This window comes from Winogradskyella vincentii (genome assembly GCF_020166345.1).
Classification (GTDB): Bacteria; Bacteroidota; Bacteroidia; order Flavobacteriales; family Flavobacteriaceae; genus Winogradskyella; species Winogradskyella vincentii.
Window position 1 is genome coordinate 387848 of record NZ_JAIUJS010000001.1, and the last position, 24196, is coordinate 412043.

Below are 24196 nucleotides of genomic sequence, written 5' to 3' on the forward strand. Positions count from 1 at the left end.
AGAAATGAAAAAATATATAGTTTATCTCGGAATATTAGCTGTAGGTCTACTTTTAGGGTGGATACTGTTTGGTGGCTCATCAAAAGAAGATACAGACCATAATCACGATGCAGTTACAGAAACCAATCAAATGTGGACCTGTTCAATGCATCCACAGATTATGCAACCAGCAGCAGGAGATTGCCCCATTTGTGGTATGGATTTAATTCCTGCAGAAAGCGGAAGTGATGGTTTATTAGCAGGCCAATTTAAGCTTACAGAAAACGCTATGGCTTTGGCTAATATTCAAACAACTGTTGTCGGTAAAGGCAATGCAGAAGGCAATACCATTAAACTATCTGGTAAGATTGCCGAAAATGAAGAAGCCAATGCGGTACAGGTAAGTTACTTTTCAGGTAGAATTGAACATTTGAATGTGAGTTTTACAGGCGAAGAAGTTCATAAAGGTCAGTTATTAGCAACCATTTATTCGCCAGAACTCTATGCAGCGCAACAAGAATTGATTACAGCAGCATCTTTAAAAGAATCACAACCAGCTTTATACAAAGCGGTTCGTAATAAATTGAAGTTATGGAAGCTCTCTGAAAATCAAATCAATCAGATTGAAGAAACCCAAAAAGTGAAAGAAAACTTTCCTGTGTATGCAACCGTTTCAGGAACAGTTACCGAAAAATTAGTAGAGCAAGGCGATTTCATAAAACAAGGTCAACCGTTATTGAAGATTGCCAATCTCAACACGGTTTGGGCAAATTTTGATGTCTATGAAAACCAGATAGAGTTATTTAAAAAAGGTCAAGAAGTTTCTGTATCTACCAATGCAAATGCAAATAAGGTATTTAAAGGAAAAGTCGATTTCATAGACCCAATTTTGAACAGTAAAACAAGAACAATAACCTTACGTGTAGTTCTAAATAATAAAGATTATGTATTTAAACCAGGAATGTTTGTGTCTGCAAATATTGATAGTGTTAAGAATGAAAATAAAGAAATCTTATCGATTCCTGCATCTGCTGTGTTATGGACTGGAGAACGCTCTGTGGTTTACTTAAAAACAAATCCAGACCAAACCGTTTTTGAAATGCAAGAAGTAGTTTTAGGTAATCAAATAGGTAATGAATATGAGGTTTTAGAAGGTTTATTAGTTGGAAATGAAATAGTGACTAACGGAACATTTACGGTTGATGCAGCAGCACAATTACAAGGCAAAAAGTCTATGATGAATAAAGATGGTGGCAAAGTAATGACTGGACACGAAGGTCATTTAGGTATGGATAACAATTCACCCAACAAAGAAAGTGACCACACTAATATGAATGAGCGTTTGAAAGTATCAATGAAATTTCAAGAGCAGTTAAAAGCTGTTTTCAATGAGTATATCAATTTAAAAGATGCTTTAGTAAAAGAAGATTCAAAAAGTACTTCAGCAAACGCAACAACTTTATTAAATAAATTGAATAAAGTAGATATGAAATTGTTGTCAGATAATAAGGCGCATAACCATTGGATGTCATTAGAAGGCGAAATAAAATCTTCTGCAACTTCAATTTCTGAAACGTCCGATATAAAATCACAAAGAGACCATTTTAAACATTTATCATCACATCTAATCAATGCTGTACAACTATTTGGTGTCGATGAAAAGGTCTATGTAGAATTTTGCCCAATGGCAGATAACAACAATGGTGCATATTGGTTGAGCAAAGAAGAAAAAGTAATCAATCCATATTTTGGCAGCGCAATGCTAACCTGTGGAGAAGTAAAACAAGTAATAGAATAATAAATCAAGTAATAACAATTAAATTTTAAACAATGAAAAAAGTAAGATTAACAACAATTATGGTAATGGCATTTATAAGCTTATCAGCAATGTCTTGTAAAGATGCGAAAACAGAAAACAGTACCAATTCTGAAATGATTACTGAGGAAGACCATTCAAAAATGAACCACGATAATTCCGATGGTCACCACGATGTGGATAAAAAGGAAATGGCAATGAACGGAGATGGAAATTCCCAAACAATATTAAATGACTATTTCAACTTAAAGGATGCCTTAGTGGCAGATGATAATGCCAAAGCTAAAGAATTGGGTGCAACCCTCGCAACATCATTAGGAAAGCTTGACATTTCAAAATATACGGATGCTCAGCAATCAGAATTAAAGGACATTATGGAAGATGCTATCGAGCACGCAGAACATATCAGTGAAAGTGATATTAAACACCAACGCGAACATTTTAAAGTTTTGAGCAAAGATGTTACTGATATGGTAGCTATTACGGGAACACAAGTGAAACTATACGAGCAATTTTGTCCAATGTATGATGGCGGTACAGCTTGGTTGAGTACAAAGGAAGAAATACGCAATCCATATTATGGAAGCCAGATGTTGAAATGTGGTAAAGTACAGCGAGAAATTAACTAAATGAAAATTGTAAAAATCATAGCACTGATTTTATTGGTTGGATTTGTGGGCATACAGTTTGTGCCCACAGACCTCAATCAAAGTGATACTGTGCCAAAAACTGACTTCTTGTTGGTAAACAACACCCAAGAAAACATAAGCGCATTATTACAAGAGTCCTGCTATGATTGTCATAGTAATAACACAGAATACCCTTGGTACAATAAGGTACAACCTGTTGCTTGGTTTTTAGAAGACCACATTAATGAAGGAAAGGAAGAATTGAATTTCAATGAATGGGATGCGTATTCCAACCGAAGAAAAAACAGCAAACTAAAGTCAATAATTAGTCAGGTTAAAGATGATGAGATGCCACTAGCATCTTACACCTTGATTCACAAGGATGCTAAGTTGTCCAATTCTGAAAAGACCTTGATTATTGATTATATGAAGAACCTAAAAGAAACATTAAAATAATGCCCTGATATGGGAAGGAAATACTGGTTGGTTGGTTAATAGCCCTTCCCATTTCAGGCACTATAAAAAGTATTATGAAACAAACCCTTAACATAAAGAATATGGTATGTGACAGATGCAAATCAACTGTATTAAGGGAGTTGGAAGAATTGGGTTGTGACATAAAAACGGTTGAGCTTGGACAAATTGTTCTAAACAAAAAGACAGGCATCCAAACATTAGAATTAGAAAAAGTGCTGAGCAAACACGGTTTTGAAATCATAAAGGATGAAACAGAAATTTTGATAGAGGAAATAAAAATTGCGCTCATAAAAAAAATCGAAAATCAGGACAATGCAAACCTTTCATCTTTTTTGACCAAAAGGTTTAATAATTACTCCTACACTAAAAATAAAACCGTCCGTAGGCGCATAAATTTCTGGAAATTCTGGATTGTCGTGTGGTGGCAAAACCAAAGGTGAAAACCTACTTTGTCTTCTGTCTGTAAAGTTTTCAAAATTTACAAAGGTTGTTCCCCATTTGAAATTGCGCATTAAAAGCAATCCCATAGTTATAAAATCCGGATACCAACTCCTTGATCATTTCATTCTATCTGAAGAAAGTTGGCTCAGCAATTACTATAGTCCTTTAGAAAAGGAGCTCGCAACTCTTAAGAAAGATCTTTCCAAAGACGAAGAGACAAAAGAAGTTGTTCAATCTTACAAAGATGAAATAGAGCTATACAAAAGGTTTAAGGATTACTTTGGGTATGGTTTCTATGTAGCGAGGAAGGTGAATTAAGAAATTCTTGGCTGCATCTTTGAATAATAGGGGGAGCAACTTATAATGATAAAACCGTTATACTATTGTAGTATAGCGGTTTTTTTACTTTAAAATTATTATCTTGCTCTAAACCAATAAAATAAATCAATATGGAAAAAAATGTTTCTAAAGTAAGAGCACATGATGCAATTGTAGGAGTCTTGTATTTAATAAGTGCAGGCTTAACGCTATACACATCCAACTTGAACTTTGTGTGGATCGCGGTAGCAGTTGGCGGACTTCAACTTATAAGTCCAATGACAAAATTCTGCCCGGTTTATTTCATCCTTAATAAACTAATGCCAAATACTGACCCTATTCAGAATGGTAAGTAAAACTTAAGTCACAAATAGATTTACTTTTGCTGCAACTTTGATTAATAGGGGGAGGGGAAATCAAAATTCAAACATCTCAATCTCCTTATTTTAATTTCTTAATTTTGACTCATGTCAAGCACTAATTCAAAAGATAAAGACAACCCTTCAAAAAGAATAGAATACAGAGGAAAAAATGTCCGAGTTTCAAGAACTGGTGGTGTTTCTGCAACGAAAACATTTAAAGGAGATGGAGTTGGCGCTACTATAAACACTAAACACGGACTTCGTCTTCACAAACGATTATTTAAGGGAGCAAGAATGGGTTTCCAAAACGGAAACTTTCAGTTCATTGGAAGATACAATAGTGGTCCTTTTAACTTTAATGTTTCAAAAAATGGGATTAGTACCTCCCTCAAAAATAAAAGAGGTTCTTATAACATCCTAAAACCGAATTACTCCAGTTTCAAATTAGGAGGTGTTCAAGTAAGAGGGAAAAACGCTGCTACTTTTCAAATGATCTACATGTTGATCATTCTCTTTGTTAATTTCATTAAAGTATTTTGGCACATTTTCATCTCTATTTTGTGGTTTAGTTTTTTATCCATTAAATGGATTGTAGATTTTACAATTGGATTTTTTAAAGGTTTTAGAGAAGTTGACTAACGTTACCGGTAACTAAAGCACCTTATAACTTTATAATTTACACATTAAAAAATCCCTGTCTCAGTATATGTCGGGTGCGCTCATCTGATGTGATTCTAATATACTTAAGAAATTCCTTTTCAGTTTTATGACCCGAAAAATGCATGATATCTTGAATTGACATTCCTTTTAAGTACATATTGGTACAGAAACTTCTACGTGCAGTATGTGACTCCAACATTTCCCACTTTGGACGAATATAGGTTCTTTTTACTCCTCCCTTTGTATCATGACATAAAACATCTTCATTCATATCTAATCTTCTACCAATCAACTTGAGATACTTGTTTATCTTTTGGTCTGATAGTTTTGGAGGGGGTTGGTTATTATATCTGTGCATAATTTCTTTTAGTTCCTGTGTGATTGGACAGTTAACCTTAACACCACTTTTCTTTTGAAGAATTTCAAAAAAATGGACCCCATCCTTTTCTACAATATCAATACCAGATAATCTATTGTAGTCACTAATTCGTTGTCCAGTATAACAACCCACTAAGAAAATATCTCTTGCCAACTCCATAGTCTTGTCATTTGAAAGATCTAAATCCTTCATCTTACATATTTCATTCTCACTTAAATAAATCTTTGTTGGCTCCTCCGTTGGAATTGAAAACAACCTGAAATCTACATCTCCAATTAAACCTCTCCTCTTCCCCTCCAACACAATTGTTTTTATTGATTTGAAATGTTTTGAAATGGTGTTTAATTTAAACCCTTGTTCAACCTCCAAAAACCTCTTAAAGTCGTTTAAAATAGGTCTTGTGAAAGATGTGAAATCAATTGATGTTGTGGAATCTGAAAACAATTTAAGTTTCTTTAAGGACTGTTTATATAGTAGTAAAGTAACATTTTCAATACTACCCCTCTTCTCCTCGATGAACTCATCTGCAAAAACAAAAAAATCATCTTGAATTACTTTTACTTCTGATTCAATATTTCGATTTGTCAACCTATCGAGAATAGATCTTAAAACTTCATTATTGACTTCTTTTCCCTCCAATACTAATTCCGAATGATCACGAATGAGTTCATTCTGTAACTTGTCAAGGTACCTATTAACTGTTGCTGAATTAATTATAAGACTTCGATTTCTTCTAACCCTTTGTCTTTCAAAATCCCAATCTGCATAACCTACTGATATTCCAATTGAATATCTTAATCTTTGTCGTTTCCCATAGGAAAACCACAATGAAATTGGACTTTCTTTTCTACTTTGTTTTAATGTCTCTTTGGACTCCTTCAAATTGTACCTTACAGTTCCTAATTGTGGTTTAATTATTTTCTTCATACGGCTAATATACAGCGCATAAAGGGTGTGCTCAAAGGTGTGCGCAGTTTAGTTATTTGTAGTTTATTTGTCTTTATTTCATTTTATGTCTTTATAATAAAAATGATGTTATATCATTAATTTTTAATGATTTAGGTGTTTTTGAGATTAAATGAAATAAAGTAATTTCTTCCTGGAGGCACCACCATCAAAAACCCGATTCAATTGAATCGGGTTTTTTGGTTTTAATATTCAAGTTTATTCTCCTCATTTTTGCCAGAATACTTTACACTAAAATTTTGTGACTTTAAATCTGCTGTTAAATAAGCGTAGTGACCTTCATTATTCCAAGCTATAGATATTTCGGACTCAGAGGTTGCATTTAATTTAATTTGCCCTTGAAAGGCCATATGATTGTTTCTTAGTCTTATTAATTCTAACTGATTCAAGACGGATTTTTTTTGTATTCCAAGCGCAACATTCTTATTGCTTAAAGTAGTTCTATTTATTTCTTTATGACCTCCACTACCTGCCTTCTCTACTGCTTCATAATCATTCCTACCTTCAAATATATCTAAATACCATATCTGAGGTATACCTGGCATAAACAACTGAATTGCTCTAGCCAATAGCATTTTTCTAGAATCTTCCCCTAGAGCACTAAAATAAGTTGCATTAATTTGGTAGTAGGAAATCTTTTTACCATCTGGTCCATACAGGTTTTTAACCTTTCCTCCTCTCTCAATAATCAAATCCATTAAGGACTCAATCTCAGAATCTTGCAATAGGCCTTCATAATAACTTCCATCAATTTCCTTTCCCTTTAAATCCAAAACTGGAATTCCGTCATGACAACCCAACATATTTACCACATTGTAGCCATTATTAACAATCTCATTTATCCATTTCAATAATGGTTTGTTTGTTTTACATTCTATAGTATGAATTAATAATCCTGGTAGAAAAAAATCATAAATCTGAAATCCTCGATCGGCTACTTCTTTATGTAATTTTGACCCATATTCAGCATGGATTTCTGGTAATAAGGTCAAATTATTGCTATCGGCTATTTTCTTAATTCGATCTAAATAGTGCCATGTTCCTGGATTATTGAAGAAATTTGATTCGCCAATAGCTTTGTGCAAATATGCAAAAGCATCTAATCTCAATATTTTACAACCAAACGTTTTTAATTTTGCCAAAGTTTCTTCATAAAACTGCCATACAAGTTCTGACTTGGCATTAACATCCATTTGACCTAGGTAACTCCTGTTTTTATTTAGTATTTGAACTACAGACGGTTTGAATTTTTCAAACTCACCAAAATCGATATTTTCTAAATCTTCGGTATGCTTAAGACTTGTATTAACGAGATGGCATATAGATTTTGCGGTATCCTGAGTTAACCCTTCAATTTGAATTAAATCATCATATTTTAAAGGATTATATGATACTTTCTGATAGAATGTATTCCAGTAAGGTTGCTCCGTACCGTCAGGAAAAACCACATTTAATATCGGAAGACCTGACTTTCTCATAAACAACTTGTCCAAATACTCTTTATTTGGGATGACAACACCATCTTCATTCATTGCACCATGGTCTTGCCAAAACACATTCCAATTAATAAAAAAGTCCTTGTATTTTGACTGCGCACCATTTTTCAATAAATCTTTAAACTGTGGAGAAGCAACAGAAAGGTGATTTAATACTATGTCAAACTTTAAATCAATGTTGAGTTCTTTTAGATTCTTAAGATCCTCTTCGGTCACAAGGTCTTTATTTAAATTATAGTCTATAATTGAAAACCCTCTATCTAAATCACTATTGAAAAAAGTAGGTAAAACATAAAACAGGGAAAAAGCATCTTTAAACTCAGGCAGCTTCAACATTTTCACAATATCATTAAGAGCTTCACCGATACTGTCCGGATATGCATTAAGCATTACACCATTAAAATGAGATACTTCATTGATTTGGTTTTCTATGTTGTTCATAATACTGAAGTTAGTTTAGATTATAAATTTACAATTGATAACAATGGCATTGAACAAAAATTAGGTAAAACTATTTTAATTTTTAACGAAAAGCATTTCGTTCTTTTATTATTAATTCCTTTATGCAATTCACGATGCCTTAAATCGTTTTTTTATATATTGGTAAGCAATACTAACTAACTTATAAATAAATGCTCTCAATTATCTCCTTTATTGGATTTACGGCACTTGTTGCTGTAATTGCATGGTATGCAACACGAAAAACAGATGAATCTTCAGCAGATGGTTTTTACTTGGCAGGTAGAAGCCTTGGAGCCCTAACGATAGCAGGTTCCTTGCTTTTAACCAACCTTTCTGCAGAACAGATTGTAGGGTTGAATGGATCTGCTTTTAAGGAGGGTCTTATGGTTATGGCTTGGGAAACTTTGGCTGCCATTGCCATAATTTTTGGAGCAATATTTTTATTACCAAAATATCTAGGTTCTGGGATTACGACTATTCCTGAGTTTATTGAAACACGATTCGACAAACAAACCAAAGCTTTATTATCCTTATTATTCTTGATAGCATATACAATTGTTTTGCTACCAACTATACTTTATTCTGGTTCACTAGCTTTTAGTACCATGTTTGATTTGCCCGAGATGTTAGGGATGTCTCAAAATGGAGTCATTTGGATTTGCGTATGGAGTATTGGTATTATTGGTGTAATTTATGCAATTTTTGGTGGTTTAAAGGCAGTTGCAGTTTCCGATTTAATCAATGCAATAGGATTATTGGTTGGTGGATTATTAATACCAATTTTTGGTTTGTTACTTATTGGAGACGGTAGTATTGGTGATGGTTTAAGCACCTTATTTAATAGCAATCCAGAAAAATTTAATGTGCGTGGTGCAGTAGATTCTTCGATACCATTCGGAACACTTTTCACAGGTATGATGCTAGCACAAATATATTATTGGGGCACAAACCAATCTATACTGCAACGTGTTTTTGCAGCAAAAAGCCTCAAAGAAGGTCAAAAAGGAATGCTACTTGCTGCATTTGTAAAATTCATAATCCCAATAGTGGTAGTATTACCTGGTATTATTGCATGGCACGTTTTTGATGGCAACTTAGAAAACGCAGACCAAGCTTACCCAGCCCTCGTTAAAAAAGTATTACCAACAGCTTTTTTAGGCTTCTTTGCAGCTGTATTATTTGGTGCTGTTCTTAGCTCATTTAATAGCTTATTAAATAGTAGTGCTACTCTTTTTGGATTTGACTTATACAAACAATATTTTAAGAAAGATGCTACAGAGAAAGAAACAGTAAAAGCGGGAAAAAAATTCGGTTTAATTGTAGCTGCAATAGCAATGCTCATTGCGCCATTTATTGCAAATGCACCAGATGGTTTATTTAGTTATATCCAACAATCTTTAGGTAGTTTAAGTGTACCTATTCTTGCAGTAGTGCTAGTTGGTGTTTATACCAAAAAAGTCCCTGCTATAGGTGCGAAATTAGTCCTATCTGTGGGTGTAATTTTATACTTAATAAGCTTAATAGTCTTAGAACCCTATTTTAGAGGTGCCGCAGAAGTGCAAGCTATTGCAGATGGCATATCAAATGCTGGTGAAATAAGTATTATTAAAGCAAACGCCTACCCACATTACCTACACGTAATGGGAATATTGTTCGTACTTAATATTTTAGTTATGCTTTTACTTGGTAAAATAAAACCAAAGAAGGACGAGTATATTCCTAAGCAAACAGAAATTATTGATACTACACCATGGAAACATGCCATAACCGTTAGTATAATAATCGCAATATTGGTTTTAACGACTTACTTTATTTTCTAAGAATTCTAGATTCGTATTTATGAAAAAGACTTGGTGGAAAGAGGGTATTGTCTATCAGATTTACCCTAGATCTTTTAATGACACTTCAGGAAATGGTTTAGGTGATATTCCAGGTATTACGGAAAAGCTTGATTATATAAAATCATTAGGTGTAGATATTATTTGGCTATGTCCGGTATATAAATCACCAAACGATGACAATGGGTATGATATATCTGATTATAGAGCTATATCTGAGGAATTTGGAGGTTCTAGTGCATTTGATGAGTTATTAGAAAAAATGCATGAAAAAGGGCTTAAACTAGTTATGGATCTAGTATTAAACCATAGTTCTGACGAACATGAGTGGTTCAAGGAATCTAGAAAATCTAAGGACAATCCCTACAGAGACTATTACTTCTGGAAACCGGCTAAAAATGATAAAGAACCAAATAATTGGATTTCATTTTTTAGCGGATCTGCTTGGCTAAAGGATGATATTACAGAGGAATACTTCTTACATCTCTTTACCAAAAAACAGCCCGATTTAAATTGGGAAAATCCTAAAGTACGGAAAGAAATACATGATATTGTAGAATTCTGGTGTAAAAAAGGAGTAGATGGTTTTAGAATGGATGTGATATCTCTTATTTCTAAACAACTTGATTTCCCAGATACCGAATATCCAAAAGACTACGGTAGAACTATAAAAAACTACTATGCTAACGGCCCACGTATTCATGAATACCTTAATGAGCTCAACAAAAAAGTATTGTCTAAATATGATATTATGACTGTTGGCGAAGGCCCTGGAATCGACTTGAGTAATGGGTTAGAATACGTGCATGAAGATAGAGATGAGCTCAACATGATTTTTCATTTCGACCATATGTTTATTGATAATGGTGCAGGTGGTAAATACGACCCAATTGATGTACCTCTTCCAAAGTTTAAAAAAGTATTTAATGATTGGGACAAAAAACTTAAGGACAAAGGATGGGGAAGTATATTTTTAGGAAATCATGATTTTTCTCGAATGGTTTCTCGGTTTGGGGATGATGGTTTTAAACATCATGCTAATTCGGCAAAATTACTTGCCATGCTATTACTTACCATACGAGGTACAACATACATCTATCAAGGTGATGAAATAGGCATGACAAACGTTGCTTATCCATCTATAGACTACTATAATGATGTTGAAACTTTGGGCAGTTGGAAAGAAGCAGTTAAGAGAGGCGAAAACATGGATGAATTTTTAAAACTAGTTCATAGGCAAAGCCGAGATAATGCAAGAACACCAATGCAATGGAACAATAAAATAAATGCCGGATTTTCAGACTCCAATCCTTGGTTAAGGGTTAATCCAAATTATGAAAAAATAAATGTTGAAAATCAAGAAAATGACCCTAATTCTATATTGAATTTTTACAGAAAAATGATTGCAATTAGGAAGACTAATAATGTGCTAGTATATGGCGAATATATTTGCCTAAATGAAGCAGATGAGAATCTGTTTGTATACAAACGTTGGGATAAATCAGATCTCTATATAGTTCTCTTAAATTTCAGCGATGAAACTCAAACGACAGAACACATTGATACAGATATTAAAGCATCACATTTAGTTATTTCAAATTATAACCACAATCACTCTTTTATTAATCTAAGACCTTGGGAGGCTCAACTGAGAAAACTATGATTATAGCGCTTTGATCTTAATGTCTTTAAACCAAACCTTATCACTGTGGTCTTGCAGTCCTATGTGACCGGTTTTATATTTTCCAAACCCTTCCCAGTCTTTGAATTTAGAATTTGCCACCATATTATCCCAGCCCTCTCCATGTAAAGGAAAATCCATGACTTGAGTACCATTCATTGATATTTTGGCAATATTTGCATCTTGATTAACTTCAATTACACAGAGGTTCCACTCTCCTGCAGAATTGATATGCTCATCAGGGCAACCAATCATATCATATAAAGAACCAGCTTTGTGTGTCCCATTTGCAACGAATGAATCAGGATGACGTTCATTATCTAAAACTTGAATTTCAGGGCCGGTCATATAGGCCTCAGTGTATTTTTTATCTTCATGTACACCCCAGAAAATTCCACTATTTCCACCTTCTGAAACCTTCCATTCTAATGAGAGAATAAAATTAGTGTAAGTGTTTTTAGTGATTATATTTTTACCACCTTCTTTTCCTGGTGTAAAAGCCATAGCACCGTCTTCAATAACCCACTCTGGATACATATCTTCAGCCAAATAGCCTCTCCACTGATCTAATGATGTTCCATCAAACAAAATTTCCCATTCATTTTCATTTTTTTCCATTTCTGTAATCTCTACGGTTTCTTCAACTGTTTCTTTTGTAGTTTTTGTACTGTCCTTACATTGCATTAGCCCAATTGATATTACACCTAATACTGCTATTAATTTAATTTTCATAGATTTTAATTTAATCCTAATATTTCTCTTAATTGATTTTCGTCTTTATCATCACCTCCGGCAAAATCATCAAATGATTTTGTTGTAGCCTCAATAATATGATCATTAATAAATTTAACTCCTTCTCTTGCTCCTTGCTCAGGACTTTTTATCACACATTCCCATTCTAATACAGCCCAGACATCACATCCATATTCTGTTAATTTTGAAAATACAGATTTAAAATCTATCTGGCCATCACCTGGAGAGCGATATCTGCCCGCTCTATCTTTCCAATCGTTGTAACCACCAAAAGCTCCTTTTTTACCTGTTGGTTTAAACTCTGAATCTTTAACATGAAAGGCTTTAATGAATTCATGATAATGATCTATATATTTTATATAATCTAGTTGTTGTAGAACAAAATGTGAAGGATCGTATAAGATACTCACACTCTCATGATTACCTGTCGCTTCTAAAAAACGTTCAAAAGTATCACCATCATGTATATCCTCAACAGGGTGTACTTCATAACATGCAGCAACTCCATTTTCTTTAAACACATCTAAAATTGGCAACCATCTATCGGCTAATTCCTTAAATCCTAGGTCTATTAATCCAGCTGGTTGTTGTGGCCATGGATGCATAACTGGCCAAAGTAATGAACCAGAGAATGTTGCATGCGATGTTAAACCTAATTTATTGCTAACAACTGCAGCCTTTTTCATTTGATCTGTGGCCCATGCCGTACGCTCTTTGTACTTACCCTTTAAATTTTCAGGTGCAAAAACATCAAACATAATATCATGTGCAGGATGAACCGCAACCAACTGACCTTGAATATGCGTACTTAATTCTGTTATTTCTAATCCATAACTATTAATTCTGCCTTTAAATTCATCACAATATGTATCACTTTCTGCAGCAATATCTAAATCAATAATATGCTTATCTAGTGTGGGAATTTGTATGCCTTTATAACCCAAATCACTTGCCCATTTACATAAACCATCTAAGGTGTTAAAGGGTGGACTCTCATCCATGAATTGAGCTAAAAAAATTGCCGGTCCTTTTATTGTTTTCATTATCTAATATTCTTTTATCAATCTTTTAGGCAGTATCAATATTTACCCAAACATTTCCTTGCTTATGAGATTCAACTGCTTTCTCAATAAAATTCATACCACGCAAACCATCAATGATTGTAGGGTATTCACCATGGTCATAATCTTCATTTCTAATCGCTTTGGCAACACCTTTGTATATATTACCCATTGAATCAAAAATACCTTCTGGGTGTCCAGGTGGTAATTTTGTGCCATCTAAAGAAAGATTGCTATTATAGGTATGGCCAGGCTTTAAGACTCGCATAGGGCGACCATCTTCCAATAAATAGAGATAGTTTGGATTCTCTTGTTCCCATTTTAAGCCAGCTTTGTCGCCATATATTTGAACTGTAAAATTATTCTCTTCACCGGTTGCAATCTGACTTGCCCTAATCACTCCTTTAACATTTTCCTCAAATCTTATGAGTACGGTTCCATCAATATCCATTTGGTTATCTTCATATAAATAATTTAAGTCAGCTAAAATCGAATTAACTCTTAGTCCAGACATATATTCTACCATGTCAAACGCATGAGTACCGATATCTCCAATACAACAGCTTATACCTGATTTTTCAGGATCCAGTCTCCAAGTAGACTTACGTTTTTCCTTATCATGAATTATGGGATTTATCCATCCTTGATAATATTGTGCATCTATTTTTTGAATCTTTCCAATATCGCCATTTGCAATCATATGGCGCATTTGCCTTACCATAGGATATCCTGTATAAGTATAGGTAACTGCAAATACAGTATTAGCCATTTTTAGAGTTTCATGAAGAATCTTAGCTTCTTCATAAGTAGTTGTCATTGGTTTTTCACAAATGACATTGAACCCATTTTCAAGAAGTTTCTTCGCCATTGGGAAATGGAGAAAATTAGGTGTAAGAATTGATACAACTTCAATTCGTTTATCCTTTGGTAGTTTTAATTCTTCTTCAATTAAAGTATCTAAATCTTTGTATACTTGGTCAGTTGGGATTCCAATTTCTCTAGCAAAATTTAAACTTTCCTCAAGCTTAACATTAAACACACCACCAACCAACTGAAACTTATCATACATTGATGAGGCAACACGATGCAAAACACCAATTAAGGAATCTCCTCCTCCACCTAAAATACCAAGTCTAATTTTATTACTCATTAAATTTATGAATCTTTATATTCTACTTTTTCATTTTTAAATAATAGTGCAAATAATAGTAGGACTACTGCTGCAAATATTGATGGGAACACCCAGATATCTTTCCAGCTATGCAGACCTTCACCAATTAGATTTTGATCAACAATTTGACCAGCCACCCAAAACCCAACTAACATTCCAACACCATAAGTAGCTAAGGTTATTAATCCCTGAGCTGCACTTTTAACTTTTTCACCTGCTTTAGAGTCCGTATAGATCTGACCAGACACAAAGAAAAAATCATAACATATACCATGCAATGCAATACCTATAATTATCATGAAAAATAATTCTCCTGCATTACCGTAAGCAAAAAGTAAATACCTAATTGTCCACGCCAACATTCCAAACAAAATGGTTTTCTTGAAACCGTATTTCTTAAAAAAGAAAGGCAGAAGTAGCATAAACAACACCTCAGACATCTGTCCTAGTGACGCCCAAGCGGTTGAATTTTCTACCTTATACTCTGTTAAATATGGGCTAATGTTTTGATAATAAAATGCCAAAGGAATACATATTAACACAGAAGCCAAGAAGAAAATCAAGAAGTTTCTATCCTTAAGAAGATTCAATGCATCTAACCCTAAAATATCCGAAAGTTTCACTTCCTCTTCTTTACCTCTACTCGGTGGTGTCTTAGGCAAGGTAAAACTGAATAAGCCTAATATTGCTGATGCAATAGCAACCATTAAAAAGGTATTTGACAACATCCCTTTACCAATATTTTCAATTGAGTCCCATTTAAACACGAAACTAATAACAAGTCCAGCTACAATCCACCCTACGGTTCCCCATACTCTTACGAATGGGAACTGTTTTGCAGGATCGTCCATTTGATTAAAAGAAACTGAATTGACTAAGGCTAATGTTGGCATATAGGCAATCATATAACCTAATACGTACGGATAGAATGCATTAAAGTCAGTGGATTGAGACATTAAATACATTAATACCGCTCCTATTAAATGTAATATCCCTAAAATCTTTTCTGCATTAAAAAAACGGTCAGCAATTAAGCCTATAATAAAAGGTGCAATAATCGCACCCCAAGATTGAGTAGAATATGCCATTGCTGTCTCTGCACCAGATGCACTTAAGTTGTTACCCAGAAATGATCCCATTGTAACAAACCAGCCTCCCCAAATAAAAAATTCGAGAAACATCATAATGGAAAGTTTGGCAGATGTAATTGATTTCATTTAATTTTTAGTTTAGTTAGCATGCTTTTTCAATAAGGCCAATGTAGCTCTAATACCGTCACGTTCATTCAAGGTCTCGTGCTCATATTCTACACTGATATAACCATCATAGCCTGAATCCTTGATAATTTGCATAAACCTTTCAAAATCCAATGTAGTTTCGTTTCCATTTTCATCAAACTCATAGGCTTTAGCACTTACTGCTTGTGCTTTTTTCATCAATTGTTCAAATCCCTCATATTTATCAGGATATACCTCAGCACAATCGCTCCATTTTTCATTCGTTACTCTCTTGATACACCAATTACCAAAATCAGCAAGAGTACCACAATTTGGAAGATTTATTTTTTCTATCACTGGCATCAAAATCCTTGGGTCAGATGAATACCAACCATGATTTTCAGCAAGAACACTTATATTTTTTGTCGCAGCATATTCGGACAAACGTTTCAGACCATCATATGTTGTTTCGGTCCATTCCTTTGGATCATAAGAACCAAATGTATTCACTCTAATGGCATGACAACCTAAATAGGCTGCAGCATCAACATATTTTTTATGCATTTCTATGGCTTTATCCCTTCTGTCTTTATCGCTATCTGATAAATCACCAGCGTGATCTACCATAATTAATACGTTTTCAATTCCATGTTTTTCGCTTTCTTCTTTCCAGCGTTCAATCACGGCATCTAATCCCATACTGTCAATTTCTTTTTCATATAATTGATTCACCCATTCAACAGCATTAAACCCGAGTTCTTTCGCCACTTTAGGAAAATCAAAGGGATCTAACTTACCAGTTTCAATTTCTCTATGCAACGACCATTGTGCCAATGAATAGGAGTAACTTGTCATCTGATTAGTTTCTTCTAATTTTTCTTCTTTCATTTCAGATTCTTTTTTTTGATTTTGGCAACCCATTAAGATAAAAACACAAAGGGCAAAAGGAATAATAAAATATCGTTTCATTAACTGATTATTAGAATTAAGAAATGAAAATAACCAATTAAGGATGTATTTCTGTTTATTTTTATTCAGTGAAAGAATTTATACAAACAAATTAAGTTTCTGGATATGCTGACAATGATTTTCTAACAAGTTTTCGCTTTCGATATTCATTGGGTGAGCATTTTTCATGCTTTTTAAATACGGTTGAAAAATATTGACTAGTAGTAAACCCACATATATATGCAACTTCACTTACAGTTAAATTACCCTTCTCTAAAAGTATTTTTTTTGACATTTCAAGTCTTCTCATAGTTAAATACCTCATTGGTGTAAGATTGGTCAACTGTTTACAATGATGGGTAAAGCGTGTCAATCCAACACCTGCACTTCTTGACATTTTTTCTATAGTCCAATCTTCTGATAAATTCTTGTCAAGTTCTTTCAAAAAAAACTGAACACTCCTTGAGCTATCGGTTAGAGATTCGTTTAACTCTATATCTTCGGTCTTAAGCAAGTCTAATATTAAGATAAGTAAATAATTTACCAGTAGTCTTATTCTCGATGCATTGCTCCCATTTCTATCGGTATTTACAGCAACATTAATTCTCTTAAAACAATTACGGATCTTATTATCCGTCTTTAATATTGATTTTTCATTTTGCCTTAAAAAAATAGTCAGTTGTTTTAAATCTTCCTCAGTCAATGTAATCCAATCAGGCCAAACCCAATCCTGATGTGGTCGCCTAACACCTAAATCAATAATTACCCAATAAAATTTACCCATCCCAATATTTGGATTGCCGACTTTATGGGCTTCCCAAGGTCTTGTGATTGTTAAATGATTAGGTGTTAAAAGAACTTCTTTATTTTCTTGTGAATACGGCATAGTACCTGACTCCAAAAAATGAAACTCAATACCTTCATTCCTGTGCCAATCCAAACCCCAATCCTGTGGCTCATTAGCATCCCAATACCCAATACTATTTAAACCTAAAGTATTGCCGTCTAATCTGTCTCCAGGATAGGTATGCCGTGCTAATGCTTTAAACTTTAATTTATTTCTTTGGAACGCATCAATTAAGGGTAGACACGTATCTGCATGGTAGACAACACCATCTGCTCTAAATGGCTCAATTTTCTGTATGTTTATTTTCACTGAAATATTTTAAACAAATATAACTTGTAAATTAACTAATTTTCTTTTTTCAAAAAATATTTTTGATGTTTTCTGAGCATTCCATAATATTATTAAACTATTTTTATGAATTCGTCTTTTATACTAAACTAACAATATGAATAACAACACTAATAAGAGCACAACCCAATATGACGCAATTGTTGTTGGCACAGGAATTTCTGGAGGCTGGGCAGCCAAGGAATTATGTGAAAAAGGGCTAAAAACCTTAGTTCTTGAACGAGGCAGAATGGTAAAACATATTGAGGACTACCCAACGGCCACCTTAGATCCTTGGGATCTACCTAATGGAGATAGACCGACTCAAGATGACATTAAAAGACAAGAAAAACAAAACAGAACAGGCTACACAACACGACCATCTCGCAAACATTTCTTTGTTGATGATATGGACCATCCCTATAACGAGGATAAGCGTTTTGATTGGATGAGAGGTTATCATGTTGGTGGAAGATCATTGATGTGGGGAAGACAGAGTTATAGACTTAGTGATATTGACTTTACCGCAAATATGAAAGATGGAAATGGTGTTGATTGGCCTTTACGATACAAAGACTTAGAAAAGTGGTATGATTATGTTGAGGATTACATTGGTGTAAGTGGTGAAAATTTAGGTTTAGAACAGTTACCTGATGGTAAGTTTTTAAAGCCAATGGAACTCAATTGTGTCGAAACCCATCTAAAGGAAAGTATAGCAGATAATTTTGATGATAGAGTGCTAACTATTGGTCGTACTGCTCATATTACAGAAGGTACAAAACCAGGTCAGGGCCGAATGAATTGCCAATACAGAAATAGATGTATGAGAGGTTGTCCTTTTGGAGCTTACTTTAGTAGCAACTCCTCAACATTACCTGCCGCAGAAGCAACTGGTAATATGACTCTGAGACCACACTCCATTGTACATGAAGTTATATACGATGATGCTACGAAGAAAGCAACTGGTGTAAGGGTTATAGATGCTGAAACAAATGAGACATTTGAATTTAATGCCAAAGTGATTTTCTTATGTGCGTCTGCAATTGCTTCTACCTATATTTTGATGAATTCAAAATCTGATAGATTTCCAAATGGATTAGGAAATGACTCAGGGGAACTTGGTCATAATTTAATGGATCATCACTTTAAAGCAGGTGCTTCCGGTAAATTTGATGGTTTCCAAGACAAGTACTATTCTGGTCGCAGACCAAATGGAATTTATATACCTAGATTTAGAAATTTAGGTGGTGATACTGATTCTAAAGACTTCATAAGAGGTTATGGCTATCAAGGTGGTGCAAGTCGAGGTGATTGGTCTGAAAGTATAAGAGAGCTTAGTTATGGTAAAGAATTAAAAGAAGCCATTTTAAAACCTGGTGGATGGACTATGGGATTAACCGGGTTTGGTGAGACACTACCTTATCATGAGAATAGAATGTATCTGGATTATGATAAAAAGGATAAATGGGGATTACCTACTGTGACCTTTGATGCAGAATTTAAAGAAAATGAAATCAAAATGCGCAAGGATATGATAGCACAAGCTATGCAGATGCTTGAGAAAGCTGGCTTTAAAGACATAGAACCAATGGACTCAATAGGTGCTCCAGGTCTTGGAATTCACGAAATGGGTACAGCTAGAATGGGAAGAGACCCCAAAACATCAGTTCTCAATAAATACAATCAAGTGCATAGTGTGAAAAATGTCTATGTAACTGATGGTGCAGCAATGACTTCGGCGGGTTGCCAAAATCCATCATTAACTTATATGGCATTAACTGCAAGAGCGGCTGAACATGCTGCTAACGAACTGAAAAAAGGGACACTATAAAAATATCAGAATCATGAAAAGAAGAGATGCAATTAAAGGATTAGGATTATCTTTTGGAGCTTTGCTTGTTGGATCAAGTGCATTGAGTTTATTACAAAGTTGTTCCAAAGAAACTGGTCCAATATGGGAACCCGTGTATTTTGATAAGAATCAAACCCAATTGCTTAATAAGATTACGGATATTATATTGCCTAAAACTGTCGATTCTCCAAGTGCAACTGAAGTAAATGTTCCTCAGTTTATCGATAAATTTGTAAAGGAAGTATATGAGGTCGAAGCACAAGACGTCTTTAAACAAGGGTTTACTAATCTTTGTAATGTTCTCTTAAAAAATACTGCTTTGGAAGACCTTAATGATGTTAAAACAGAAGACATAGAAACTGTATTAGCTCAAACATTAAAGATTAGCAAAGAAGAAGAGAAAATATTTTGGGAATCTTTTGAAGAGGCCATACAAAACGAAAAACCAATTTCTGATGAAATGGCTTCTTACGTTGCACTAAATGATATACGAGGACTATGTATTTTTGCCTACACCAATTCTGAGACTGTTGGTAAAGAGATATTGGTTTATAAGCCTGTACCTGGCAAACAAGAGGGTTGTATTGACCTTAGTGAAACGGATGGCAAAGCATATTCGTTATTCTGGTAAAATCAAATATTTAGTAATGTCCAAGTTTATAAGATACACCCTTGTTGGTGCTCTTGCTATAAGCATTCTGGCTTGTAAAAAAGAAACTAAAAGAAAGGTTGAAAATAAAAATCAATGGGTGAATTTACTTTCTAAAAACAATTTGGATGATTGGATTGTAAAAATAAAAGGTCATCCAGTTGGGTATAATTTCAAAAACACATTCAAAGTTGAAGACTCTATTCTAAAAGTAGATTACTCCAAGTATAATGACACTTTTAATAACACCTTTGGTCATATCTACTATAAAAAACCTTTTTCAAATTATAAACTGCGATTAGATTATAGATTTTTAGACAATCAAGTTACGGATGGTGAGGCTTGGGCATATAAAAACAGTGGTGTGATGATTCATTGTGAAGATCCAAGTCAAATTGGATTAGATCAAGGATTTCCAGTTTCTATTGAGGTTCAATTATTAGGAGGTAATGGAATTGACCTTCGCCCAACCGCTAACCTATGTACTCCAGGTACTCATGTTGAAATTGATAATCAATTAGTTACTGATCATTGTATTAATTCTACTTCAGAGACATATCATGATGAGCAATGGGTTCACTTAGAAATTGAAGTTTACCAGGATTCTATTATTAAACACTTTATAAATGGCGCGAAGGTTATGGAATATACCAAACCTACATATGGTGGTGAGTATTCCTCTGACTTGTCTAAATCTATTGAGGGTAAACCAGTAAAATCAGGCTATATTTCTTTACAAAGTGAAAGCCACCCAATACACTTTAAAAATATTGAATTACTGGAGTTAGATTAACCCTAATCTTCTAACCAATTTTTACTTCGGTTTACAGCTTTATGCCAAAGTTTAATGAGCTTTAATTGGCCTTCCTTATTTGTTTGAGGTTTAAAGGTCTTATCTTTTTCCCAATATTCGCTGAGTGCATCTTTACTCTTAAACACACCAACAGCCAATCCGGCTAAATATGCTGCACCTAAAGCTGTTGTCTCCAAATTAGTAGGTCTTACAACATCACAATCAAAAATATCCGATTGTATTTGTAACAATAAATTATTTGCAGTTGCACCACCATCAACTCGTAATTCTGTAATGTGCATATTTGAGTCACTTTCCATAGCTTTTACAATATCGTAAACTTGAAGCGCAATTCCTTCTAATGTTGCTCTAGCAATATGACCTTTAGTGGTTCCTCTTGAAATTCCCATAATACTTCCTCTGGCATAAGGGTCCCAATATGGCGCTCCCAAACCTGTGAAAGCCGGAACAACCACAACATTATCACTATCTGGCACTGAACTAGCCAAAGCTTCGATTTCACTTGCATCATCAATGAGATTAATCCCATCTCGTAACCATTGCACAGCTGCTCCACCAACAAATACACTTCCTTCTAAAGCGTATTGTGTCTTGCCGTTAATTTGCCAAGCAACCGTAGTTAAAAGATTGTTTTGTGATTTTACAGGTTTTTTGTCTGTATTCATTAATAGAAAACAACCTGTACCATAGGTGTTTTTAACCATACCTTTCTTTGTACAAAGCTGTCCAAATAATGCAGCTTGTTGATCACCAGCAATACCACATATCGGAATTTTATGGTCAAATATTTCCGCATGTCCATAAACTTCAGAAGACGACTTAACTTCTGGCAATACTGACTTTGGAATTTCAAAAAGTTCTAAAAGTTCATCGTCCCATTTTAAAGTATGAATATTAAATAGCATGGTTCTTGATGCATTACTAACATCAGTAACAAATACTTTACCTTTTGTTAATTTATATATCAACCAGGTATCAACGGTACCAAAACATAGCTTCCCGTTCTTTGCAAGATCCGTTACACCAGGCACATTGTGCAATATCCATCTTAATTTGGTCGCAGAGAAATAAGCATCAATTATTAATCCAGTTTTTTCTTGAATTAATTCTTCTTGACCAGTAGATTTGAGCTCATCACAATAGGATGCCGTTCTTCTATCCTGCCATACTATCGCATTATATATGGGCTCGCCTGTTTCCTTATTCCAAACTATCGTAGTTTCTCTTTGGTTAGTGATACCTATTCCTGCAACATCATTCGCGGATGTACCTTTCGTAAATACTTCATTAATAGTCTTGAGCTGTGACTGCCATATAGCTTCGGGATCGTGTTCAACCCAACCATTTTTTGGAAATAGTTGTTCAAAATCTTGTTGTGCAGTTGCTATAGGCTTTCCTTCAGAATTATATGCAATAGTTCTACTTGATGTTGTCCCTTGATCTAATGCTAAAATGATTTTATTCGACATATTCTCTTAAATTAAATAACCCTTAGCAAGAGTTGTAAATTCTTCAACTTGATTTTGTTTCCAATCTCCAGTTTTATTCAATTCTTTCTGAAGTATAGAAGCAACTTTTTCTGCAATATCAATTGATACCTGCGCATCTAAGAATAACAACCTAAATCGTCTAGCCAAGATATCTTCAACAGTTCTGGCCATTTCAAATCTCGCAGCCCAAATAACTTGGCCTACAGTGTATTCATAATTATGATGTAATTTATTCTTATAGCTTGCATCAGTTTCTATAAATTTTATTAAATGCTTTGCATCACTACCATATACCCAATAAACTCCATTTAATCCTAATTTTTCAATAGTAGAAATATTACCATGAATAGAAAGTGATTTCGTCTTAGTTGAGCCCTTTTTTAAATTATGGGTTTCAATAGCATCGTTAACAACATCTTCACTCATTTCTCTGTATGTAGTCCACTTACCACCGACTATTGTAATTAAGCCACTCTCTGAGTGGATGATTTTATGGCCTCTAGAAATCTCTTTGGTATTACTTTTATCTCCTTCTGGTGCTACTAATGGTCTTAAACCTGCAAAAACTGACTTTATATCATTTCTTGTTGGTGCTTTAGTAAAATATTGAGCTGCTGTTTCTAGTATAAAATCTATTTCTACCTCGAGAGGTTTAGGTTCATAGCTAGGTTTGTCAATTGGTGTATCCGTAGTACCTAATACTACTTTATTATGCCATGGAATTGCAAACAATACACGACCATCACTGGTTTTAGGAACCATCAATGCCGTTTCACCCTCTAAAAAAGATCTATCCAATACTAAGTGAATACCCTGACTGGGTACAATCTTGAGACTCTTCTTTTTTCGTCCTGCTAGTTTTAAAATCTTATTAGCAAACACACCTGTTGCATTAATCACAACATCAGCATTAATATTTAATTCCTCGTCAGTTTCTGTGTCTAAAACAGTAACACCTGAAACCTTATTATCATGGTCTTTTAAAATATCACTAACCCTAAAATGATTTAAGGCTACTGCACCTTGCTCAATAGCTGTTTGTGCTAGGTTAAGTGCAAGTCGCGCATCATCAAATTGACCATCTAAATAGGTCACACCACCATTCAGACCTTTAGGTATGAGGTTCTTAATTTTCTGATTGGCTTTCTTAGCAGATATAATTCTAGAACCACCTAATGAAAGTCTAGCAGACAACCAATCATAAATAGTTAAACCAAAACCGTAATAATATTTAAACCACCAATTATAGCTTGGTATAAGAAAGGTCTGACGTTTAAATAAGTGATTGGCATTTTTCTCCAACAACCCTCTTTCACGTAATGCTTCAATAACTAATTTTATATTTCCTTGAGCGAGATAGCGCACTCCACCGTGAACTAACTTTGTACTTCTACTGGAAGTACCTTTTGCAAAATCATGAGCTTCAAACAATGCTACTTTAAATCCTCTTGACGCTGCATCTACCGCAATTCCCAATCCACTAGCACCACCACCTATTACAACAATATCAAATTTTGAAGTCGTCTTTAGTTGCTTAACCTGTTCTTCTCTGTTGAACATTAA

The 24196-nt window shown here is 34.3% G+C and carries 22 protein-coding genes; 12 read left to right on the forward strand and 10 right to left on the reverse strand.

The annotated features are described in order from the left end of the window. Positions 1 to 4: 4 nt before the first annotated feature. From LBV24_RS01855 to LBV24_RS01885, 7 genes are all read left to right on the forward strand, one after another. Positions 5 to 1777 (forward strand): efflux RND transporter periplasmic adaptor subunit, encoded by a 1773-nt coding sequence (locus tag LBV24_RS01855; protein ID WP_224476889.1) that lies wholly within the window; start codon positions 5 to 7, stop codon positions 1775 to 1777. A 32-nt stretch (positions 1778 to 1809) separates the two neighbouring features. Further along, a complete protein-coding gene (locus tag LBV24_RS01860; protein WP_069674108.1) occupies positions 1810 to 2424 on the forward strand; it encodes a DUF3347 domain-containing protein in 615 nt (204 codons plus the stop codon). After that, on the forward strand, positions 2425 to 2880 hold the full coding sequence (locus LBV24_RS01865) for a heme-binding domain-containing protein (protein WP_069674109.1): 456 nt from the start codon (positions 2425 to 2427) through the stop codon (positions 2878 to 2880). A gap of 74 nt (positions 2881 to 2954) precedes the next feature. Continuing rightward, positions 2955 to 3341, forward strand: a complete 387-nt coding sequence (locus LBV24_RS01870) for a hypothetical protein (protein WP_069674110.1) — start codon at positions 2955 to 2957, stop codon at positions 3339 to 3341. A 64-nt stretch (positions 3342 to 3405) separates the two neighbouring features. Continuing rightward, positions 3406 to 3660, forward strand: a complete 255-nt coding sequence (locus tag LBV24_RS01875) for a hypothetical protein (protein ID WP_069674111.1) — start codon at positions 3406 to 3408, stop codon at positions 3658 to 3660. A 131-nt stretch (positions 3661 to 3791) separates the two neighbouring features. Beyond that, positions 3792 to 4016, forward strand: coding sequence for a YgaP family membrane protein (locus tag LBV24_RS01880; RefSeq protein WP_224476890.1), 225 nt, complete (start codon positions 3792 to 3794; stop codon positions 4014 to 4016). A 111-nt stretch (positions 4017 to 4127) separates the two neighbouring features. Further along, positions 4128 to 4661: a hypothetical protein gene (locus LBV24_RS01885; protein ID WP_069674113.1), complete on the forward strand. Its 534-nt coding sequence runs from the start codon at positions 4128 to 4130 to the stop codon at positions 4659 to 4661. 37 nt (positions 4662 to 4698) lie between these two features. Here the strand turns inward: LBV24_RS01885 and LBV24_RS01890 are convergent, their stop codons facing one another. Both LBV24_RS01890 and LBV24_RS01895 read right to left on the reverse strand, forming a co-directional pair. Then, positions 4699 to 5988 (reverse strand): site-specific integrase, encoded by a 1290-nt coding sequence (locus LBV24_RS01890; RefSeq protein ID WP_224476891.1) that lies wholly within the window; start codon positions 5986 to 5988, stop codon positions 4699 to 4701. Positions 5989 to 6212: 224 nt separating this feature from the next. Continuing rightward, positions 6213 to 7964 (reverse strand): alpha-amylase family glycosyl hydrolase, encoded by a 1752-nt coding sequence (locus tag LBV24_RS01895; RefSeq protein WP_224476892.1) that lies wholly within the window; start codon positions 7962 to 7964, stop codon positions 6213 to 6215. 191 nt (positions 7965 to 8155) lie between these two features. On the opposite strand from LBV24_RS01895, the gene LBV24_RS01900 reads away from it, so the two are divergent. After that, a complete protein-coding gene (locus LBV24_RS01900) occupies positions 8156 to 9805 on the forward strand; it encodes a solute:sodium symporter family transporter (RefSeq protein ID WP_224476893.1) in 1650 nt (549 codons plus the stop codon). A gap of 19 nt (positions 9806 to 9824) precedes the next feature. Then, positions 9825 to 11486 carry an alpha-glucosidase gene (locus LBV24_RS01905; RefSeq protein ID WP_224476894.1) on the forward strand — a complete coding sequence of 554 codons (1662 nt, stop codon included), beginning with the start codon at positions 9825 to 9827 and terminating at the stop codon, positions 11484 to 11486. On the opposite strand, the gene LBV24_RS01910 is transcribed toward LBV24_RS01905, so the two are convergent. From LBV24_RS01910 to LBV24_RS15255, 6 genes are all read right to left on the reverse strand, one after another. Further along, the gene (locus LBV24_RS01910; protein WP_224476895.1) at positions 11487 to 12236 is read right to left on the reverse strand and encodes a 3-keto-disaccharide hydrolase; all 750 of its coding nucleotides are present in this window, start codon (positions 12234 to 12236) and stop codon (positions 11487 to 11489) included. 5 nt (positions 12237 to 12241) lie between these two features. Then, on the reverse strand, positions 12242 to 13300 hold the full coding sequence (locus tag LBV24_RS01915) for a sugar phosphate isomerase/epimerase family protein (RefSeq protein WP_224476896.1): 1059 nt from the start codon (positions 13298 to 13300) through the stop codon (positions 12242 to 12244). Between the two features lie 25 nt (positions 13301 to 13325). Further along, entirely contained in the window at positions 13326 to 14468 is a 1143-nt protein-coding gene (locus LBV24_RS01920) for a Gfo/Idh/MocA family protein (RefSeq protein ID WP_224476897.1), read from the reverse strand. Between the two features lie 5 nt (positions 14469 to 14473). Next, positions 14474 to 15706 (reverse strand): MFS transporter, encoded by a 1233-nt coding sequence (locus tag LBV24_RS01925; protein WP_224476898.1) that lies wholly within the window; start codon positions 15704 to 15706, stop codon positions 14474 to 14476. Positions 15707 to 15718: 12 nt separating this feature from the next. Next, positions 15719 to 16675 (reverse strand): sugar phosphate isomerase/epimerase family protein, encoded by a 957-nt coding sequence (locus tag LBV24_RS01930; protein ID WP_224476899.1) that lies wholly within the window; start codon positions 16673 to 16675, stop codon positions 15719 to 15721. A 91-nt stretch (positions 16676 to 16766) separates the two neighbouring features. Then, a complete protein-coding gene (locus LBV24_RS15255; RefSeq protein WP_224476900.1) occupies positions 16767 to 17810 on the reverse strand; it encodes a helix-turn-helix transcriptional regulator in 1044 nt (347 codons plus the stop codon). 136 nt (positions 17811 to 17946) lie between these two features. Here LBV24_RS15255 and LBV24_RS01940 point away from each other — a divergent pair, with 136 nt between their 5' ends. Genes LBV24_RS01940 through LBV24_RS01950 form a run of 3 tightly spaced genes read left to right on the forward strand, consistent with a single transcriptional unit; the run spans position 17947 to position 21122 of the window. Beyond that, positions 17947 to 19659, forward strand: coding sequence for a GMC oxidoreductase (locus LBV24_RS01940; RefSeq protein ID WP_224476901.1), 1713 nt, complete (start codon positions 17947 to 17949; stop codon positions 19657 to 19659). Between the two features lie 13 nt (positions 19660 to 19672). After that, a complete protein-coding gene (locus LBV24_RS01945) occupies positions 19673 to 20311 on the forward strand; it encodes a gluconate 2-dehydrogenase subunit 3 family protein (protein WP_224476902.1) in 639 nt (212 codons plus the stop codon). Positions 20312 to 20327: 16 nt separating this feature from the next. Continuing rightward, entirely contained in the window at positions 20328 to 21122 is a 795-nt protein-coding gene (locus tag LBV24_RS01950; protein WP_224476903.1) for a 3-keto-disaccharide hydrolase, read from the forward strand. A gap of 2 nt (positions 21123 to 21124) precedes the next feature. Here the strand turns inward: LBV24_RS01950 and glpK are convergent, their stop codons facing one another. Beyond that, complete coding sequence (gene glpK, locus LBV24_RS01955; protein WP_224476904.1) at positions 21125 to 22612, reverse strand: glycerol kinase GlpK; 1488 nt, start codon at positions 22610 to 22612, stop codon at positions 21125 to 21127. A 6-nt stretch (positions 22613 to 22618) separates the two neighbouring features. Further along, positions 22619 to 24193, reverse strand: a complete 1575-nt coding sequence (locus LBV24_RS01960) for a glycerol-3-phosphate dehydrogenase/oxidase (RefSeq protein ID WP_224476905.1) — start codon at positions 24191 to 24193, stop codon at positions 22619 to 22621. Positions 24194 to 24196: the final 3 nt, after the last annotated feature.

Coding starts and splice junctions, on each gene's coding strand:
- glpK (WP_224476904.1), bottom strand. CDS start 22,612: ATGTCGAATAAAATCATTTTAGCATTAGATCAAGGGACAACATCAAGT.
- LBV24_RS01855 (WP_224476889.1), top strand. CDS start 5: ATGAAAAAATATATAGTTTATCTCGGAATATTAGCTGTAGGTCTACTT.
- LBV24_RS01940 (WP_224476901.1), top strand. CDS start 17,947: ATGAATAACAACACTAATAAGAGCACAACCCAATATGACGCAATTGTT.
- LBV24_RS01910 (WP_224476895.1), bottom strand. CDS start 12,236: ATGAAAATTAAATTAATAGCAGTATTAGGTGTAATATCAATTGGGCTA.
- LBV24_RS01960 (WP_224476905.1), bottom strand. CDS start 24,193: ATGTTCAACAGAGAAGAACAGGTTAAGCAACTAAAGACGACTTCAAAA.
- LBV24_RS01950 (WP_224476903.1), top strand. CDS start 20,328: ATGTCCAAGTTTATAAGATACACCCTTGTTGGTGCTCTTGCTATAAGC.
- LBV24_RS01895 (WP_224476892.1), bottom strand. CDS start 7,964: ATGAACAACATAGAAAACCAAATCAATGAAGTATCTCATTTTAATGGT.
- LBV24_RS01885 (WP_069674113.1), top strand. CDS start 4,128: ATGTCAAGCACTAATTCAAAAGATAAAGACAACCCTTCAAAAAGAATA.
- LBV24_RS01890 (WP_224476891.1), bottom strand. CDS start 5,988: ATGAAGAAAATAATTAAACCACAATTAGGAACTGTAAGGTACAATTTG.
- LBV24_RS01880 (WP_224476890.1), top strand. CDS start 3,792: ATGGAAAAAAATGTTTCTAAAGTAAGAGCACATGATGCAATTGTAGGA.
- LBV24_RS01870 (WP_069674110.1), top strand. CDS start 2,955: ATGAAACAAACCCTTAACATAAAGAATATGGTATGTGACAGATGCAAA.
- LBV24_RS01915 (WP_224476896.1), bottom strand. CDS start 13,300: ATGAAAACAATAAAAGGACCGGCAATTTTTTTAGCTCAATTCATGGAT.
- LBV24_RS01860 (WP_069674108.1), top strand. CDS start 1,810: ATGAAAAAAGTAAGATTAACAACAATTATGGTAATGGCATTTATAAGC.
- LBV24_RS01900 (WP_224476893.1), top strand. CDS start 8,156: ATGCTCTCAATTATCTCCTTTATTGGATTTACGGCACTTGTTGCTGTA.
- LBV24_RS01865 (WP_069674109.1), top strand. CDS start 2,425: ATGAAAATTGTAAAAATCATAGCACTGATTTTATTGGTTGGATTTGTG.
- LBV24_RS01920 (WP_224476897.1), bottom strand. CDS start 14,468: ATGAGTAATAAAATTAGACTTGGTATTTTAGGTGGAGGAGGAGATTCC.
- LBV24_RS01930 (WP_224476899.1), bottom strand. CDS start 16,675: ATGAAACGATATTTTATTATTCCTTTTGCCCTTTGTGTTTTTATCTTA.
- LBV24_RS01925 (WP_224476898.1), bottom strand. CDS start 15,706: ATGAAATCAATTACATCTGCCAAACTTTCCATTATGATGTTTCTCGAA.
- LBV24_RS01905 (WP_224476894.1), top strand. CDS start 9,825: ATGAAAAAGACTTGGTGGAAAGAGGGTATTGTCTATCAGATTTACCCT.
- LBV24_RS01945 (WP_224476902.1), top strand. CDS start 19,673: ATGAAAAGAAGAGATGCAATTAAAGGATTAGGATTATCTTTTGGAGCT.